The sequence below is a fragment of the Acrocarpospora catenulata genome (assembly GCF_018476525.1).
Classification (GTDB): domain Bacteria; phylum Actinomycetota; class Actinomycetes; order Streptosporangiales; family Streptosporangiaceae; genus Acrocarpospora; species Acrocarpospora catenulata.
Genome location: NZ_JAHCST010000007.1, coordinates 155,532 through 169,094 on the forward strand (window position 1 = coordinate 155,532; position 13,563 = coordinate 169,094).

Consider the following 13,563-nt stretch of genomic DNA (forward strand, 5'->3'; position numbering starts at 1 on the left):
GCTCAGCCGTGCACGCCCAGCGTGAATCCGCCGTCGATGAGCAGGTCGGTGCCGGTCACCCAGGACGCCTCCGGCGAGGCCAGGTAGAGGTAGGCGTCCGCGATGTCCTGCCCCTCCCCCAGCCTGCCCACCGCCGCCGCCTTCGCCGCCGCCGCGTACGCGGCGTCCGGGTCGTCCTGGCTGTCGAAGAAGGCGCGGAGCGCGGGGGTCAGCACGTTCCCCGGCACCACGCAGTTCACCCTGATGCCGTACGGCGCGCCCTCCAGGGCGAGCGACTTGGTGAGCATCACGATGCCCGCCTTGGCCACGGAGTAGGCGGTCAGGCCCGGCATCGCCCACCGGCCCGCCACCGACGAGGCGTTCAGGATCACTCCGCCGCCGTTCTCCCGCATCACCGGCCAGACGGCCTTGGCGACCAGGTAGGCCGACTTGAGATTGAGGTCGAGCTGCCGGTCCCACTCCTGCTCGGGGGAGTCCATGGTGAACCCGGCTCCGCCACCCGCGTTGTTGACCAGCACGGAGACCGGCCCGAGTAGCCGCACGGCCTCCGCCACGAAGGCGGTGACGGACGCCGACGACAGCACGTCGCCGGCGAGGCCGACCGCCTCGCCGCCGTCGGCGCGGATCGCCCCGGCCGTCTCCTCGGCGGTGGCCTGGTCGAGGTCCACCGCCGCGACCTTGGCCCCCGCCGCCGCGAAACGGAACGCGGTCTCCTGGCCGATGCCACGCCCCGCGCCGGTGACCAGCGCCACCTGACCGGCGAATCGCGGGCCACCGCTTCCCGCGCGGCCGGTCTGTTCCACCGATGCCATAACGGTTTCCTCCTGGTACGTACGACGCGTTGGCTAGAATCCAACCGATCGGTAGGTAGAGTCAAGATTGCGGGGCAGGCCCGCCGTCCGCGTCAGGAGTCCGGCCATCAGAGCCCGACACCCCGGACGAGCTCCCGCAGGGTCAGCACATGCCGCAGAAAGAAGTGGATGCCCATCTCCCAGGTGAACCCCATCCCGCCGTGCACCTGGATGGCGGTCTGCAGCACGCCGATCGAGGAGTCGACGGCGAAGCGCACCGGCCGCGCGGTGTCGGCCGGTGCCGCGACCGCCCAGAGCAGCGCGCTCTCGGCCAGTTCCACCTGCTCGTGCGCCCGGGCCAACCGGTGCTTGACGGCCTGGAAGCTGCCGATCGGACGGTCGAACTGGTGCCGGTCCCGCGCGTACCCGACCGAGTCGCGGAGAGTCCGCCGCGCGCAGCCGACCGCCTCGGCCGCCCACACGACCGCCTGCTCGCGGGCCGCCTCGGCGGAGAACGCGCTGCGCAGGTCGGTCTCGGCGAGCCGGAGGGTGGGCGCGAAGCCGTCCCGGGCCGCGACGGCGGGCGGTGCCACCCGATCCTCGCCCGCACCCAGTCCGAGCGCCAGGACCACCTCCGGTTCGCCCAGGTACGGGGCGAGGAACCGGCCGGGGGGTCGCCCGGGGGCGGCCACGGACACGGTCACCGGACCGGTACGCTCCCGAGCGGCCGCCGACCAGCGCTTGGCCAGGATGGTCGGCAGCAGCGGCAGCGGCACACAGAACTCGCCCCAGGTCTGCGCGATCTCGACGAGATCGCGCAGCGAGGCCGCGCCGTCCCCGGGCACCCCGACCAGGTCCCAGCCGCCGTCGCCGACCACCGACCACGGCAGGGGGGCGCCGTCGGCGTACTCGGCGACGGGCAGCACCCCCACCGCTCTGGCCGCCAGCTCGCGCAGCGCCGTCGCGGCGACGACGCCGACCTCTCCGGCCAGGATGTTCACGCTCATCGCGGCAGCCCCAGAATCCGATCGCCGATGACGTTCCGCTGGATCTCGTTGGATCCCGAGTAGATGCTCGTCGCCCTGGTCTCCAGATACTGGTTGCGCCAGTGCGCGTGGTGGTCCGGGCAGGCGGCGCCCAGGCCGTACTCGGCGATCTCCTGCCAGAGTTCGCTCCAGGTGACCTTGAGCACCGACGCGGCGGCCGCGGACCTGGCCTGGTCCTCCTGGTAGGCCACGGTCTTGGAGATCTGCCAGCGCACCAGCTCCAGGCGGGTGTCGAAGTCGGCGACGGGCGAGCAGGTCCCGGCGCGCCCGGCACAGCAGGCGATGAGCCGGTCCAGGTCGCCGCGCATCTCGACGTACCTGGTGACGCCCTCGACGGCGCCCCGCTCGTGGTTGAGCACGCCCATCGCGACGCGCCACCCCTCGCCCTCGGGGCCGAGCCGGTCCTCCTCGGCGACGAAGGCGTTCTCGAAGAAGACCTCGGAGAAGTGCGAGGCGCCGGAGATCTGCCGGATAGGGCTGGCGGTGACCCCGGGCTGGTCCATGTCGACCAGGAACATGGTCAGGTTCCGGTAGCGCGGGGCCTCGGGGTCCGACTTCGCCAGCAGCAGGCACTTGCGTGCCTTGTCCGCGAAGCTGGTCCACACCTTCTGGCCGCGGACGAGGTAGCCGCCGGGGACGGCTCGGGCCACCGTGGACACGCTGGCCAGGTCCGACCCGGCGCCGGGCTCGGAGAAGCCCTGGCACCACACGTGGTCGCCACGGAGGATCGGCGGCAGGTACCTGGCCCGCTGCGCCTGCGTACCGTCGGCGATGAGCGCAGGGGCGACGAGGATCTTGCCGATCCGCCCGAAGCCCTCGGGGGCGTGCGCCCGGGCGGCCAGTTCGTGGAAGGCGACCTCCTCGCGCAGCCCGAGTCCCTGACCGCCGTACTCGGCCGGGAGGGAGATCCCGGCGAAGCCGCCGCGGAAGAGCCGGCGGTCCCATTCCAGCCGGATCTCGTCGATCTCCGCCTCGCTCAGGGCGCCGCGCTCCGCCTTCCAGCGCTCCGGGACGCTCCGGCCGAGCCACTGCTCGGCCCTGAGCCGGAACGCGTCCGCCGCGCCTGTCGCCGCTGTGGTGGTCACCGCTCGGTCACCCCGACCCTGTTCTGTGCGCATCGCGGACCTACCGGCTGCCGGAGCGGACGAGACGGCGGCCGCGCCGGCGCAGGCCCTCGGAGAGGGCCACGGCCGCGGCGAGGACGAAGCCGTTGAAGATCGGCTTGACCCCGGCGGAGAGCCCGAGGACGTCGATCCCGTTCTGGGCGAAGGCGACCAGGAAGGTGGCGATGATCGTGCCGACCACGGTGAACTTTCCGTCGGAGAGGATCGAGGAGCCCAGGAACGCGGCGGCGTAGGCCGGTAGCAGCAGCCCCGGGCCGGTGGTCGGGTCCGCCGAGCCGAACCGGGCGGTCATGATCACGCCGCCGATCGCCGCGACGGTGCCCGCGGTCACCAGGGCCCACATGGTCATCCGGCCCACGTTGACCCCGGCCAGCCTGGCCGCCTCCGGATTGGCGCCGACCGCGTACCAGAAGCGTCCGAGCACGGTGTGGCGGGTCAGCCCCCAGCCGAGGAAGAGCAGTGCGCCCGCGTAGAAGACCGGTAGCGGGACGTGCAGGATCTCGAACTTGCCCGGGGTGGTGAGGGCCTCGGGGATGCCGTTGTAGATGATCTGGTTGTTCGCGTAGATCAGCGCGACGCCGCCGATCGCGCTCGCGCTGGCCAGCGTGGCGATGAACGCGTTGATGTTGAGCTTCGTCACGAGCAGGCCGTTCACCAGACCGGCCAGGGCGCCGATCACCACGGTCAGCAGGATCGCCGGGATCACCGGGAGCTGCTGGATCGAGGTGAACCCGGCCACCAGGGTCGCGGCGAGACCCGCGACCGCCCCGACGGACAGGTCGAACTGACCCGCGATCAGCGTGATCGTCGCGGCCGCCGCCACGAACGCCAGGTGCGCGTTCTGACCCAGGGTGAGGATGACATTGTCGACCGAGAGGAACACGCTTCCCTTGATCGCGGCGACCACGAGGAAGAAGACCAGAAAGAAGCCCAGCGTGGCGAAGCGCTGGATGTCCACGCCGCGCCCGGCGGCTCTCCGGGCGGGCGCGCCACCCGGGGAGCCCGCGGGAGCGCCGGACTCCGCCGCGGACGCGGTCGCCACGAAGGAGGAGCCGTTGTCGTTCGCCATCAGTCGACCTCTTCCAGGATCTGCTCGGCCGTGATCTCGGTGCGGTGCCGCAGCCGCGTCACCCGCGCGCCGTCCTCCACCACGCCGACGCGGTCGGAGACGGCGAGCACGTCGTCGACGTCGATCGTGATGACCACCACGGCGGCACCAGCTTCACGGACGTCCTGAATGAATCGGTAGATCGTGTGGCGGGTTCTGATGTCGACGCCACGGGTCGGCTCGCAGAGCACGTAGCAGTCGGGCCGGGTGAGCGCCGCGCGGGCCATCAGCACCTTCTGCTGGTTGCCGCCGCTGAGCCCGGTCACCCCGGCCGAGGGATCGGGCGGCTGTACGTCGAGGACCGCCATCTGCCCGTCGACCAGGTCCCGTTCCCGGCGCCTGCTGACGAAACCGGCCCGGGAGATCCCCCTGAGCTGCGTCAGGATCATGTTCTGCGCCACGGTCAGCCCGGGGAAGACGCCCTGCTGCTGACAGTTCTCGGGGACGAAGGCCACCCGGCCGGGGCCGCCGCCGGCCGCGACGATCTCCAGGCGACCCGCCTCGACCGCCGTCCGCCCGGCGATCACGTGGCCGAGCGCGTACGGGTTGGCGGACAGCGGGCCGATCAGGCCGACCACCTCGCCGTGGCGGACCTCCAGGTTCACCGGTCCGACGCCGGCGGCGCGGACGTCGGTGAGGCGGATCGCCGGAGGGCCGTCCCGGTGACGGCCGCCGGCGACCGCGGCATCGGGCCGGTCGGTGGCCGCCATGAGGGTGTGCAGTTCGGTCAGCGAGGGGGTGGCGCCCTCGAAGACCACCCGGCCGTCCCGCATTACGGTCACCTCGTCGCAGTACTCCACGACCTCGTGGAGCCGGTGGGTCACCACCAGGACGGCGCCGCCGCCCTCGGCGAAACGCCGTACCTCCTGGTAGAGCCAGGCGCTCTCGCGGCGGGTCAGCGCCGCGGACGACTCGTCGAGGACCATGACGTCGGCCTCGGTGCCGAACAGGCGCGCCACCGCCACCATGGTCTTCTCGCCGAGGCTGAGCTCGCTGAGTGGACGGTCGGGGTCGACGTCGAGGTTCACCCGGCTCAGACTCGCGCGGGCCGCGGCGCGCTCGGCCCGGTGGTTGATCAGGCCACCGCGCCGGGTGAGGCCGCCGCGGCCCATGTTCAGGTTGTCCCGCACGGTGAGCGCGTCGACCAGGCCGAGGTTCTGGTGGATGAACCCGATCCGCCCCGGCGCGCCCGGCCGCCTGCCCCGGGTGCGCACCGAGCCGCTGTCGGCCCGGTACACCCCCGAGAGAATCTTGATGACTGTGGACTTGCCGGCGCCGTTGGGCCCCAGCAGGGCGTGCAGGCGGCCGGCCCTGAGCCGGAAGTCCAGCCCGCGCACCACCTCGGTGCCGCCGAAGGACTTGGTGACCTTCGACATGTCGACCAGCACGTCGGACATGGCCTTCCACCTCCTGGTCAGTGATCGGAAGGGCTAGAACTTGCCCCAGAGCTTCCCGTAGAAGCCGGCGAAGTCGAAGGTGCCCGGCTCGGTGCCCTCGGCGGGCGCGTTGTCCTTGGTGATGGACTGGACCTGGAGCTGAACGTTCTGGCCCGGCTGGCCGGCCAGCACCCTGACCATCTGGTCGACGGCGGCCCAGCCGGCCCAGGAGAGCGGGGTGACCACGCACAGCGTCTCGCTCTGACCCTTGCGGATGAGCGCCAGGTTCTCGGCGTTGCAGTCGAAGCTGGTGATCTGGACCTCGGACCGCCCGGTGGCGGAGAGCGCCTGGTCCACACCGGAGACCTGCGAGTCGGACGGCGGGACGAGGTAGCCGACCTCGCCCTTGGGGAGCCGCTGCAGGATGCTGGTGGCCATGGTCCGCGCGGAGGCGATGATGTCGCCGCTCTGGCCGAGCTGTTCGGCGAACACGACCGAGCAGCCGGAGCAGGTCTTGAGTTCCTGCTTGAGCGCGTCATGCCGGAGCACCACCGGCGGCGCGGTCTGGTTCTCCATGATCGCGACCTTGCCGGCGCCCTTGCTGTTCATGATGATGTAGTCGGCGACGAGCTTGCCCTGGAGCGCGTAGTCGGCGTCGACGTTGGCCACCGAGGGGTTAGGCACGGGGGCCTGGGCCGGGTTGGCGCAGATCATGCAGACCACCGGGATGTTGGCGGCCTTGGCCTTCTCCAGGGCGGCGGGGACGGTGGCGTCGGCCGCGACGATGTTGATGATCCCGTCGACCTTCTGGTTGATGAGCTGCAGGTCGCCGTTGGACCAGTCCTGCGGGTTGAGCTTGCCGTCGACCACGACCGGGGTCCAGCCGAGCAACTCGACGGCCTTCTTGGCCTGGTCGGCCATGAGCGCGCAGGCCGGCGCGGTCTGGCCGCACGACAGGACGCCGATCGTCTTGCCGCCCTGCGGCGGCGTGACCGGGGTGGCGTCCGTGGGCGGCGTCAGGGGCTCGAGCGACTTCTGGAAGGCCGCGGTCGCCTCCGCGACGCCGACGGCGTCGGCGCCGCCCGTGGTGGTGCTCACGGCTGACGTGTCGCCGCCTCCCGCGGAACAACCGGCGATCACCATCACCATCGCGGCCGCCGTGACGACGAGGAAGGTTCGTCTCATTCTGAACTTCCTTCCGATCACCCGCTTGGGCTGTGCCCGGCGGGAGTCTTGCTGGGGGTACGGCTCCGCCTGGAGCCGATAGGTCGGATTTCTACCAAACGAATGGTTGATTTCACAAGAGAGCAGATGGAAACCCGGCCGTCACCGATTGATAACGGGACACATGGTGATGGATCGTTCCAAAACCAGCGGAGAACATACGGCGGCGGCCCGGGCTCGGCGGGCGCGGGCCTGCCGAGCCCGGGGCATATCCCCCGACACCCCTACAGCTTGATGTGGTTGCCCGCGTCCACCGGCAGGACCGTGCCGGTCACGTAGCGGGCGGCGGGGCTGGAGATCCACACCACCGCGTTGGCCACGTCCTCGGCCTCGATGACCGAGATCGGCAGCAGGTGCAGGCCGCGCAGCGCCTCCAGCATCGCCTCCCGGGACTCGGACTGCCCGCCGGTGAACAGGCTGGTGTAGAAGGAGTTCCTGGTCATCGGGGTGTCGACGGCGGTCGGGCAGACGGCGTTCGAGCGGATGTTCGCCGGGCCGTACTCGGCGGCGACGGCGCGCATCAGGCCGACGATCCCGTGCTTGGCCGTGACGTAGTGGGAGAAGTTGGCGATGCCGCCCAGCGCGGCCCCCGACGCCACGAACGTCACCGCGCCCGAGCCGCGGTCGAGCAGCGCCGGCACGGCGGCGCGCACGGTGTTCCAGGCCCCGGTGAGGTTCACCGCGATGAGGTCGGACCACTGCTGCTCGGACAGCTCGTGGGTGGGCACCCCGCCGGACAGGATCCCGGCGTTCGGCACGACCACGTCCAGTCCGCCCAGATGCTCCACCGCCGCGGCCACGCCTCGCCTGAGCTGGTCGATGTCACGGACGTCGGCGGCCACCGCGTGGCACCGCACCCCGTGCTTCTCCACCAGGGCCCGGGTCTCCTCCAGGTCGTCGCCGGTGGCCCCGGCGTACGGGACGCCGTCCACCGACCGGGCGATGTCGGCGATCAGCACGTCGGCTCCGGCCGCCCCGAAGGCCGCCGCGATGGCGCGCCCGTTGCCGCGGGCCGCACCGGTGACGAGGGCTACCTTGCCCGCCAACGATGGGGTTGTCATATGGTTCTCCTCCAGATGAGTGCCTGGGAGCTTCAGCCGCCGTACCGGTCGAGCAGCGCGAGGCGGCGGCGTTCCCGCACGTCCGCACGGATCATGCTGGGATCCCAGGTCATCCCGGTGTCGTGCGTCACGGTGACCGTGCGCACACCCTCCACGGGGGCCACGAACCGTTCGATCTCGGTGGCCAGGAACCCGATCATGAGGCAGGACGGCGAGGTGAGGCGGAGCCGTACCACGACGTCGCCGTCCTGGCCGATCTCGATGTCCTCCAGCAGCCCCATCTCGTCCAGGTTCATCGGGAAGACGGAGGCGAGGCTGCAGGGGTCCTTCACGCGCGCGAGCCCGTCCCTGATCGCGCGCTCCAGCGAGCCCGCGTCCACCGCGCCCATCGCTCAGCCCACCACCAGGTCGGCCACCGAGGTGGTCGAGTACGGCGAGGCGTCCCGGGCCGAGGCCCCGGTGTCGAACTCGTCGCCCTTGATCCCGGCTTTGAGCGCCTCGACGTCCAGCCCGTGCGCCCGCGCGTAGTTGAGCCCGAGCATGTTGGCCTTGTCCCGGTCGGTGATCTGCGGGATCGGGCCGAACAGCCCGTAGTTCTCCAGCAGGTCCTCGGGGAAGGTGAAATCCTCGAACATGTCCAGGCAGGGACGGGGGTGGTACTGCATGGTGCCGGTCGCCCAGTAGAGCTTCTCCATCACCGGGGCGCCGCCCACGTGCAGCAGCCCGAGCAGGATCTTGGCGAAGGTGCGCGGCTGGTTGGCCAGGATGATGTTCAGGCTCTCCATGGTCACCGTGACGTTGGTGTGCCGGGCGAGCAGCCAGGAGGTCTCCTCGGTGAAGGCCGCGCCGCCGTGCACGATCTGGAATTCCAGCTCGGGGAACGCGTCCGCCGCGCCGTCCACGTCGACCGGGTCGAAGGAGTGCTGGGTCGGGGCGGGCCCGAGCGGGATCGCCTTGTGCACCGCGACGACCTTGATGCCGAGTTCGGCGGCCCGCTCGTAGAGCGGGAAGGCGATCTTGGGGTCGTCCATCCGCCATGAGCCCGCGCGGTCGCCCACCCAGCTGGTCGGGTAGAGCTTGAGGCCGATGGGGTTGAGCAGTTCCGCCTGCCGTTCCAGGTCCTCGAACGCCTTCTTGCCCATGAGCGGGTCCACCGCCGCGTAGGACGCGATGAACCGCTGCGGATACCGCCGGAGCGCGTCCACGCCCTTCTCCACGCCGGAGAGGCCGTCCTTGTACGCGAAGATCGGTGTCGGGTGGAAGACCGCGACGTCGGTGTCGCTCTCCCGGAAGAACATGGCCGCGGTGTCGGCCATGTCCCAGTCGCGGAACGTGGCCTCGGGCGCCAGCCGGTAGCCCTCGGGAGCGGCGCTGATGACCCCGTAGATCATGTCCGTTATCGGACGGGCGTGTTTGGGGAAGGCGAAGTTGTCCTCGGTGAGGTTGAATGCGTGGGCGACCGCGTCGATTACGAATTTGCCGTTGAGCATGACCGGTCCTCTCAGGGCGGAGACTGGCGATTTGCCTACCAATCGATTGGTGAGGCTAGACGTCGTGTTACAGCATCGTCAACAGTTTTCGGGGCGGACACCAGGACGATCTGGGTGCCGCCGATGATCGCGACGCGTTCATTCCGCCGGTCTCACCATGACCCGGACATTATCAGCCGAACGTTTGGTAGACAATGGCACTTCACGAACGCCCTCCACGACCGGTGCGCTGTTGGAAACAACGCAGCTCAGGGCCGGTTTCCGGGCATGCGAAAGCCGTGGTCCCGCGCACTGCGCGCGACCACGGCGTGCGAACAGCTCAGGGCGCCAGGCCACACCCGCCGCAGATGGTCAGCACCTACGGCCACCCCGGGTGGTTACTTGTGGCGGAAGTAGACGAAGAGACGGCCGTGGTTCTTGGCGTCCTTGTCGATGCGGTGGTACAGGGCCTTGATGTGCTTCTGGTCGAGGAAGCGGAGGACGCGCTTCTTGAGCTGGCCGGAGCCCTTGCCGGGGATGATCTCTACCTCGGTGGCCTTCTTCTGGATGGCCTCCTGGATGATCGCGTTGAGCGCGCGGTCGATCTGGTCGCCCTTGTTGAAGACGTCATGGAGATCGAGCTTGAGCTTCATGGGCTTGAGTCTAGGAGCCAAGCCCGCCGTGCCGGAGGCGCGGTCATTGACACAGTCAAGTCCGCCGATCCGAAGGATTGGGCGATGGCACTGTCCAAAATAGGCACGGTGCCCGGCAATGCGGTATCTAGCGGCGGAAATTGTGGCTAGTTAGACTCCCTGTCAGATCGGGGGTCCCGCGTGGGACAACCGGTTGTCGTCAACCAAACCGGGGAGGGTTGAGTCTCTTCCGCGCGCCCTCATGGCGCCTCCCGGGGGTGGCGCGACGCCTCTTGCTGTGCGGTGACGAGTCCCGCAGCCCCAAATGGAGGTGTCGTGTCAAGGAAGCCACGCTTGAGGCACTTACGCCTGACCTCGACCATGGCCGTGCTCGGCCTGGTCGCGGCGGTGGTGCCGGCGGGATCGGCGATCGCCGATCCAACCCCGTCCCCCACTCCCTCGCTGACCGCCACCGCGCTCACCAACCCGGAGCGCATGGTCGGCGCCAAGTCCACCAGCGGCCAGCTCGCCAAGAGCGATGAGGCCCTGCTCCGGTCGCAGTCCTCGGCGCCGGTGAACGTGGTGGTCAAGCTGGACTATGACTCACTGGCCGCGTACAAAGGCGACGTGGCCGGACTGCCGGGCACCAGCCCCGACGTGACCGGCAAGGCGCTCGATCTGAAGAGCACCGCAGCCAAGAACTACCTGAAGCACATCGAAGGCATCGAGAACACCTTCCTGGGCGAGCTGTCCAAGCGCGTCTCCGGCGCCAAGGTGGGCCAGAAGCTGCGCACCGTGTACGGCGGCGTGGCGCTCACCGTGCCGGGCGACAAGGCGGCCGAACTGCTCCGGCTGCCGGGTGTGGCGGCCGTGCAGGCCGACCGCATGGAGAAGCCGCTCACCGACTCCAGCCCCGCCTTCATCGGCGCCCCGACCGTCTACAGCAAGCTGGGCGGCGCCGCCAACTCCGGCAAGGGCGTGATCGTCGGCATCCTGGACTCCGGCGCGTGGCCGGAGCACCCGTCGTTCGCCGCGGCCGGTTCCCTCCCGGCGCCTCCGGCGAAGGCCGACGGCACCCCCAGGACCTGTAACTTCGGTGACAACCCACTCACCCCGGCCACCGACGTGTTCGTCTGCAACAACAAGCTGATCTCCGGCCAGCCGTTCATCGACACCTACAACGCGCTGGTGGGCGGCGAGGTCTACGCCGGCAGCGCCCGCGACTCCAACGGTCACGGCACGCACACCGCGACCACCTCGGCCGGTGCTCCGGTGGCCGACGCCAACCCGCTGGGCATCTCCCGCGGCCCCATCCAGGGCATCTCCCCCGCGTCGCACGTGGCCGTCTACAAGGTCTGCGGCGCCGAGGGCTGCTTCCAGTCCGACTCGGTGGCGGCCGTGGCGCAGGCCATCCTGGACGGCGTGCGGGTGATCAACTTCTCCATCTCGGGCGGCTCCGACCCGTACAGCGACGCGGTCGAGCTGGCCTTCCTGGACGCGTACGCGGCGGGCATCTTCGTGTCCGCCTCCGCCGGCAACTCCGGCCCGGGCGCGAGCACCACCGACCACCGCAGCCCGTGGGTGACCACGGTGGCCGCCTCCACCCAGACCCGCACCTACCAGTCCACCATCACCCTCACCGGCGGGCCCACCCTCACCGGCTCGTCGATCACCCAGGGCATCGCCTCGCCGCTGCCGGTGGTGCTGGCCTCGGCGCCGCCGTACAGCAACGCGCTCTGCACGAACCCGGCGCCGCCCGGGCTGTTCACCGGGAAGATCGTCGCGTGTGAGCGCGGGCCCAACCGGGTGCTGAAGGGCTTCAACGTCCGGCAGGGCGGCGCGGCCGGGCTGATCCTGTACAACTCCACGTCGCTGGACATCATGACCGACAACCACTGGTTGCCGACGGTGCACATCGACAAGCCCCAGACCGACCAGTTGCTGGCACACCTGGCCGCCAACCCGGGGAGCACGGCCAAGTTCACCCAGGGCGCCAAGGCGACCTGGCAGGGTGACGCGATCACCACGTTCTCCTCGCGCGGCCCCGGCGGCGACTTCCTCAAGCCGGACGTGACGGCCCCCGGCCTGCACATCCTGGCCGGGCACACGCCGACGCCGGAATCCCCGCTGGAGGGCCCGCCGGGCAACCTCTACCAGGTCATCGCGGGCACCTCGATGTCCTCCCCGCATGTGGCGGGCGCGGCGGCCCTGCTGTTCGCGCTGCACCCGGACTGGACGCCGGGCCAGGTCAAGTCGGCCCTGGAGACCACGGCCACCACCAAGGTGACCAAGCAGGACCGGGTCACCCCGGCCGACCCGTTCGACTTCGGCGGCGGCCGCATCGACCTGACCAAGGCCGGGGACGCGGCGCTGGCCCTGGACGAGACGGCGGCGAAGTTCGCGGCCTCGGCCGGGGACCCGCTGAACCGGATCGACCTCAACATCCCGTCGGTGAACGCGCCCACCATGCCGGGCCTGATCACCGCCAAGCGCAAGGTCACCAACGTGACCAACAAGACGGTGACCTTCACCGCGACCGGCAAGACGGTGAGCGGGGCGACCATCGCGGTGCTGCCGCCGCTGTTCATCCTCCAGCCGGGCAAGTCGGCCAACCTGACCGTGGTCATCGCCGCGCCGGACGTGCCCGAGGGGCAGTACTTCGGCCAGGTGGACCTCAAGCAGGTCGGCGGGAAGACCGAGCAGCACCTGCCGGTGGCGTTCTACCGCAAGCAGGGCGCGGTCCCGATCGAGCAGACCTGCGCGCCGACCACCATCGCGCGCAACACCGGCGAGTCCACCTGTACGGTCACCGTGCAGAACAACACCCTGCAGACCACCGACGTCACCGCGCTGAGCACGCTGGACAGCAAGCTCCGCCTGAACAGCGTGACCGGCGCCACCAAGGTGGGCACCCAGATCGCCACCGTGAAGAAGACGCTGCAGGGCCGCCAGCCGGACGCCCCGGCCATCGCGCCGGGCGCGCTGTTCGGCTACATCCCGCTGGACGCCTTCGGCATCGCGACCAACCCGGTCGGCGACGAGGAGGCGCTGAACTTCAACGTGCCGCCGTTCCAGTACGCCGGGCGCACCTACAACCGGATCGGCTTCACCTCCAACGGATACGCGGTCGCGGGCGGCACCACCGGCCAGGCCGACATCCAGTTCACCCCGCAGTCGCTGCCCGACGTGGCCCCGCCGAACGGGGTGCTGGCCCCGTTCTGGACGGACCTGAACGGCACCGGCGCGCCGGGCATCCAGGTCGCCACCCTCACCGACGGCGTCGCCACCTGGATCGTCGCGGAGTGGAAGCTGAACCTGTACGGCACCACCGACCAGAAGGTGTTCCAGCTCTGGATCGGCATCAACGGCACCGAGGACGTCACCTTCGCCTACCCGGGCCCGATCGCCTACCCGGGTGACGCCTACGGCCTGACCGTGGGCGCGGAGAACTCCGAGGGCACGGCGGGCGGCCAGATCCCGGCCGGCACCGGGCCGTCGTCGGACTACCGGATCACCAGCACGCCGGGTGCCCCCGGCGGCTCCCTGACCTACACGATGAAGGTCAAGGGCGTCACCAAGGGCGTCGGCTCGATCACCACGGCGACCGACACCGATCAGGTGAAGGGCATCACCGTGGAAGTGGACAAGATCACCGTCCAGTAGCGGCACACGACGAACGGGCCCGGCGGATCTTCGCCGGGCCCGTTCCACGTCTGGTTTCCGCCGCCTGGT

Annotated in this window: 11 protein-coding genes; 1 reads left to right on the top strand and 10 read right to left on the bottom strand. The window is 70.3% G+C overall.

Annotation, left to right across the window (positions count from 1 at the left end; all coding sequences use genetic code 11):
- Nucleotides 1-2 precede the first annotated feature (2 nt).
- The 10 genes from KIP79_RS09615 to KIP79_RS09660 all read right to left on the bottom strand — a co-directional run bounded on the left by KIP79_RS09615 (nucleotide 3) and on the right by KIP79_RS09660 (nucleotide 9,852).
- A complete protein-coding gene (locus KIP79_RS09615) occupies nucleotides 3-812 on the bottom strand; it encodes an SDR family NAD(P)-dependent oxidoreductase (RefSeq protein WP_214104355.1) in 810 nt (269 codons plus the stop codon).
- Between the two features lie 107 nt (nucleotides 813-919).
- Nucleotides 920-1,798, bottom strand: a complete 879-nt coding sequence (locus KIP79_RS09620) for an acyl-CoA dehydrogenase family protein (protein WP_214104356.1) — start codon at nucleotides 1,796-1,798, stop codon at nucleotides 920-922.
- Complete coding sequence (locus KIP79_RS09625) at nucleotides 1,795-2,922, bottom strand: acyl-CoA dehydrogenase family protein (protein WP_214104357.1); 1,128 nt, start codon at nucleotides 2,920-2,922, stop codon at nucleotides 1,795-1,797. The genes KIP79_RS09620 and KIP79_RS09625 overlap by 4 nt, the downstream gene beginning before the upstream one ends.
- A gap of 40 nt (nucleotides 2,923-2,962) precedes the next feature.
- The gene (locus KIP79_RS09630) at nucleotides 2,963-4,030 is read right to left on the bottom strand and encodes an ABC transporter permease (RefSeq protein WP_214104358.1); all 1,068 of its coding nucleotides are present in this window, start codon (nucleotides 4,028-4,030) and stop codon (nucleotides 2,963-2,965) included.
- A complete protein-coding gene (locus KIP79_RS09635; RefSeq protein WP_214104359.1) occupies nucleotides 4,030-5,466 on the bottom strand; it encodes an ATP-binding cassette domain-containing protein in 1,437 nt (478 codons plus the stop codon). Before KIP79_RS09635 ends, KIP79_RS09630 begins: the two co-directional genes overlap by 1 nt.
- Nucleotides 5,467-5,499: 33 nt before the next feature.
- Nucleotides 5,500-6,630: a sugar ABC transporter substrate-binding protein gene (locus KIP79_RS09640; RefSeq protein ID WP_214104360.1), complete on the bottom strand. Its 1,131-nt coding sequence runs from the start codon at nucleotides 6,628-6,630 to the stop codon at nucleotides 5,500-5,502.
- Nucleotides 6,631-6,893: 263 nt separating this feature from the next.
- Entirely contained in the window at nucleotides 6,894-7,730 is an 837-nt protein-coding gene (locus KIP79_RS09645) for a mycofactocin-coupled SDR family oxidoreductase (protein ID WP_214104361.1), read from the bottom strand.
- Nucleotides 7,731-7,762: 32 nt separating this feature from the next.
- Nucleotides 7,763-8,119 carry a metal-sulfur cluster assembly factor gene (locus KIP79_RS09650; protein ID WP_214104362.1) on the bottom strand — a complete coding sequence of 119 codons (357 nt, stop codon included), beginning with the start codon at nucleotides 8,117-8,119 and terminating at the stop codon, nucleotides 7,763-7,765.
- Between the two features lie 3 nt (nucleotides 8,120-8,122).
- On the bottom strand, nucleotides 8,123-9,220 hold the full coding sequence (locus KIP79_RS09655; protein ID WP_214104363.1) for an amidohydrolase family protein: 1,098 nt from the start codon (nucleotides 9,218-9,220) through the stop codon (nucleotides 8,123-8,125).
- A 377-nt stretch (nucleotides 9,221-9,597) separates the two neighbouring features.
- Nucleotides 9,598-9,852 (bottom strand): Smr/MutS family protein, encoded by a 255-nt coding sequence (locus KIP79_RS09660; protein ID WP_214104364.1) that lies wholly within the window; start codon nucleotides 9,850-9,852, stop codon nucleotides 9,598-9,600.
- A 333-nt stretch (nucleotides 9,853-10,185) separates the two neighbouring features.
- Between KIP79_RS09660 and KIP79_RS09665 the strand changes: the two genes are divergently transcribed.
- Nucleotides 10,186-13,494: a S8 family serine peptidase gene (locus KIP79_RS09665; RefSeq protein WP_308169637.1), complete on the top strand. Its 3,309-nt coding sequence runs from the start codon at nucleotides 10,186-10,188 to the stop codon at nucleotides 13,492-13,494.
- Nucleotides 13,495-13,563 lie beyond the last annotated feature (69 nt).

Coding starts and splice junctions, on each gene's coding strand:
- KIP79_RS09615 (WP_214104355.1), bottom strand. CDS start 812: ATGGCATCGGTGGAACAGACCGGCCGCGCGGGAAGCGGTGGCCCGCGA.
- KIP79_RS09620 (WP_214104356.1), bottom strand. CDS start 1,798: ATGAGCGTGAACATCCTGGCCGGAGAGGTCGGCGTCGTCGCCGCGACG.
- KIP79_RS09630 (WP_214104358.1), bottom strand. CDS start 4,030: ATGGCGAACGACAACGGCTCCTCCTTCGTGGCGACCGCGTCCGCGGCG.
- KIP79_RS09635 (WP_214104359.1), bottom strand. CDS start 5,466: ATGTCCGACGTGCTGGTCGACATGTCGAAGGTCACCAAGTCCTTCGGC.
- KIP79_RS09640 (WP_214104360.1), bottom strand. CDS start 6,630: ATGAGACGAACCTTCCTCGTCGTCACGGCGGCCGCGATGGTGATGGTG.
- KIP79_RS09645 (WP_214104361.1), bottom strand. CDS start 7,730: ATGACAACCCCATCGTTGGCGGGCAAGGTAGCCCTCGTCACCGGTGCG.
- KIP79_RS09650 (WP_214104362.1), bottom strand. CDS start 8,119: ATGGGCGCGGTGGACGCGGGCTCGCTGGAGCGCGCGATCAGGGACGGG.
- KIP79_RS09655 (WP_214104363.1), bottom strand. CDS start 9,220: ATGCTCAACGGCAAATTCGTAATCGACGCGGTCGCCCACGCATTCAAC.
- KIP79_RS09660 (WP_214104364.1), bottom strand. CDS start 9,852: ATGAAGCTCAAGCTCGATCTCCATGACGTCTTCAACAAGGGCGACCAG.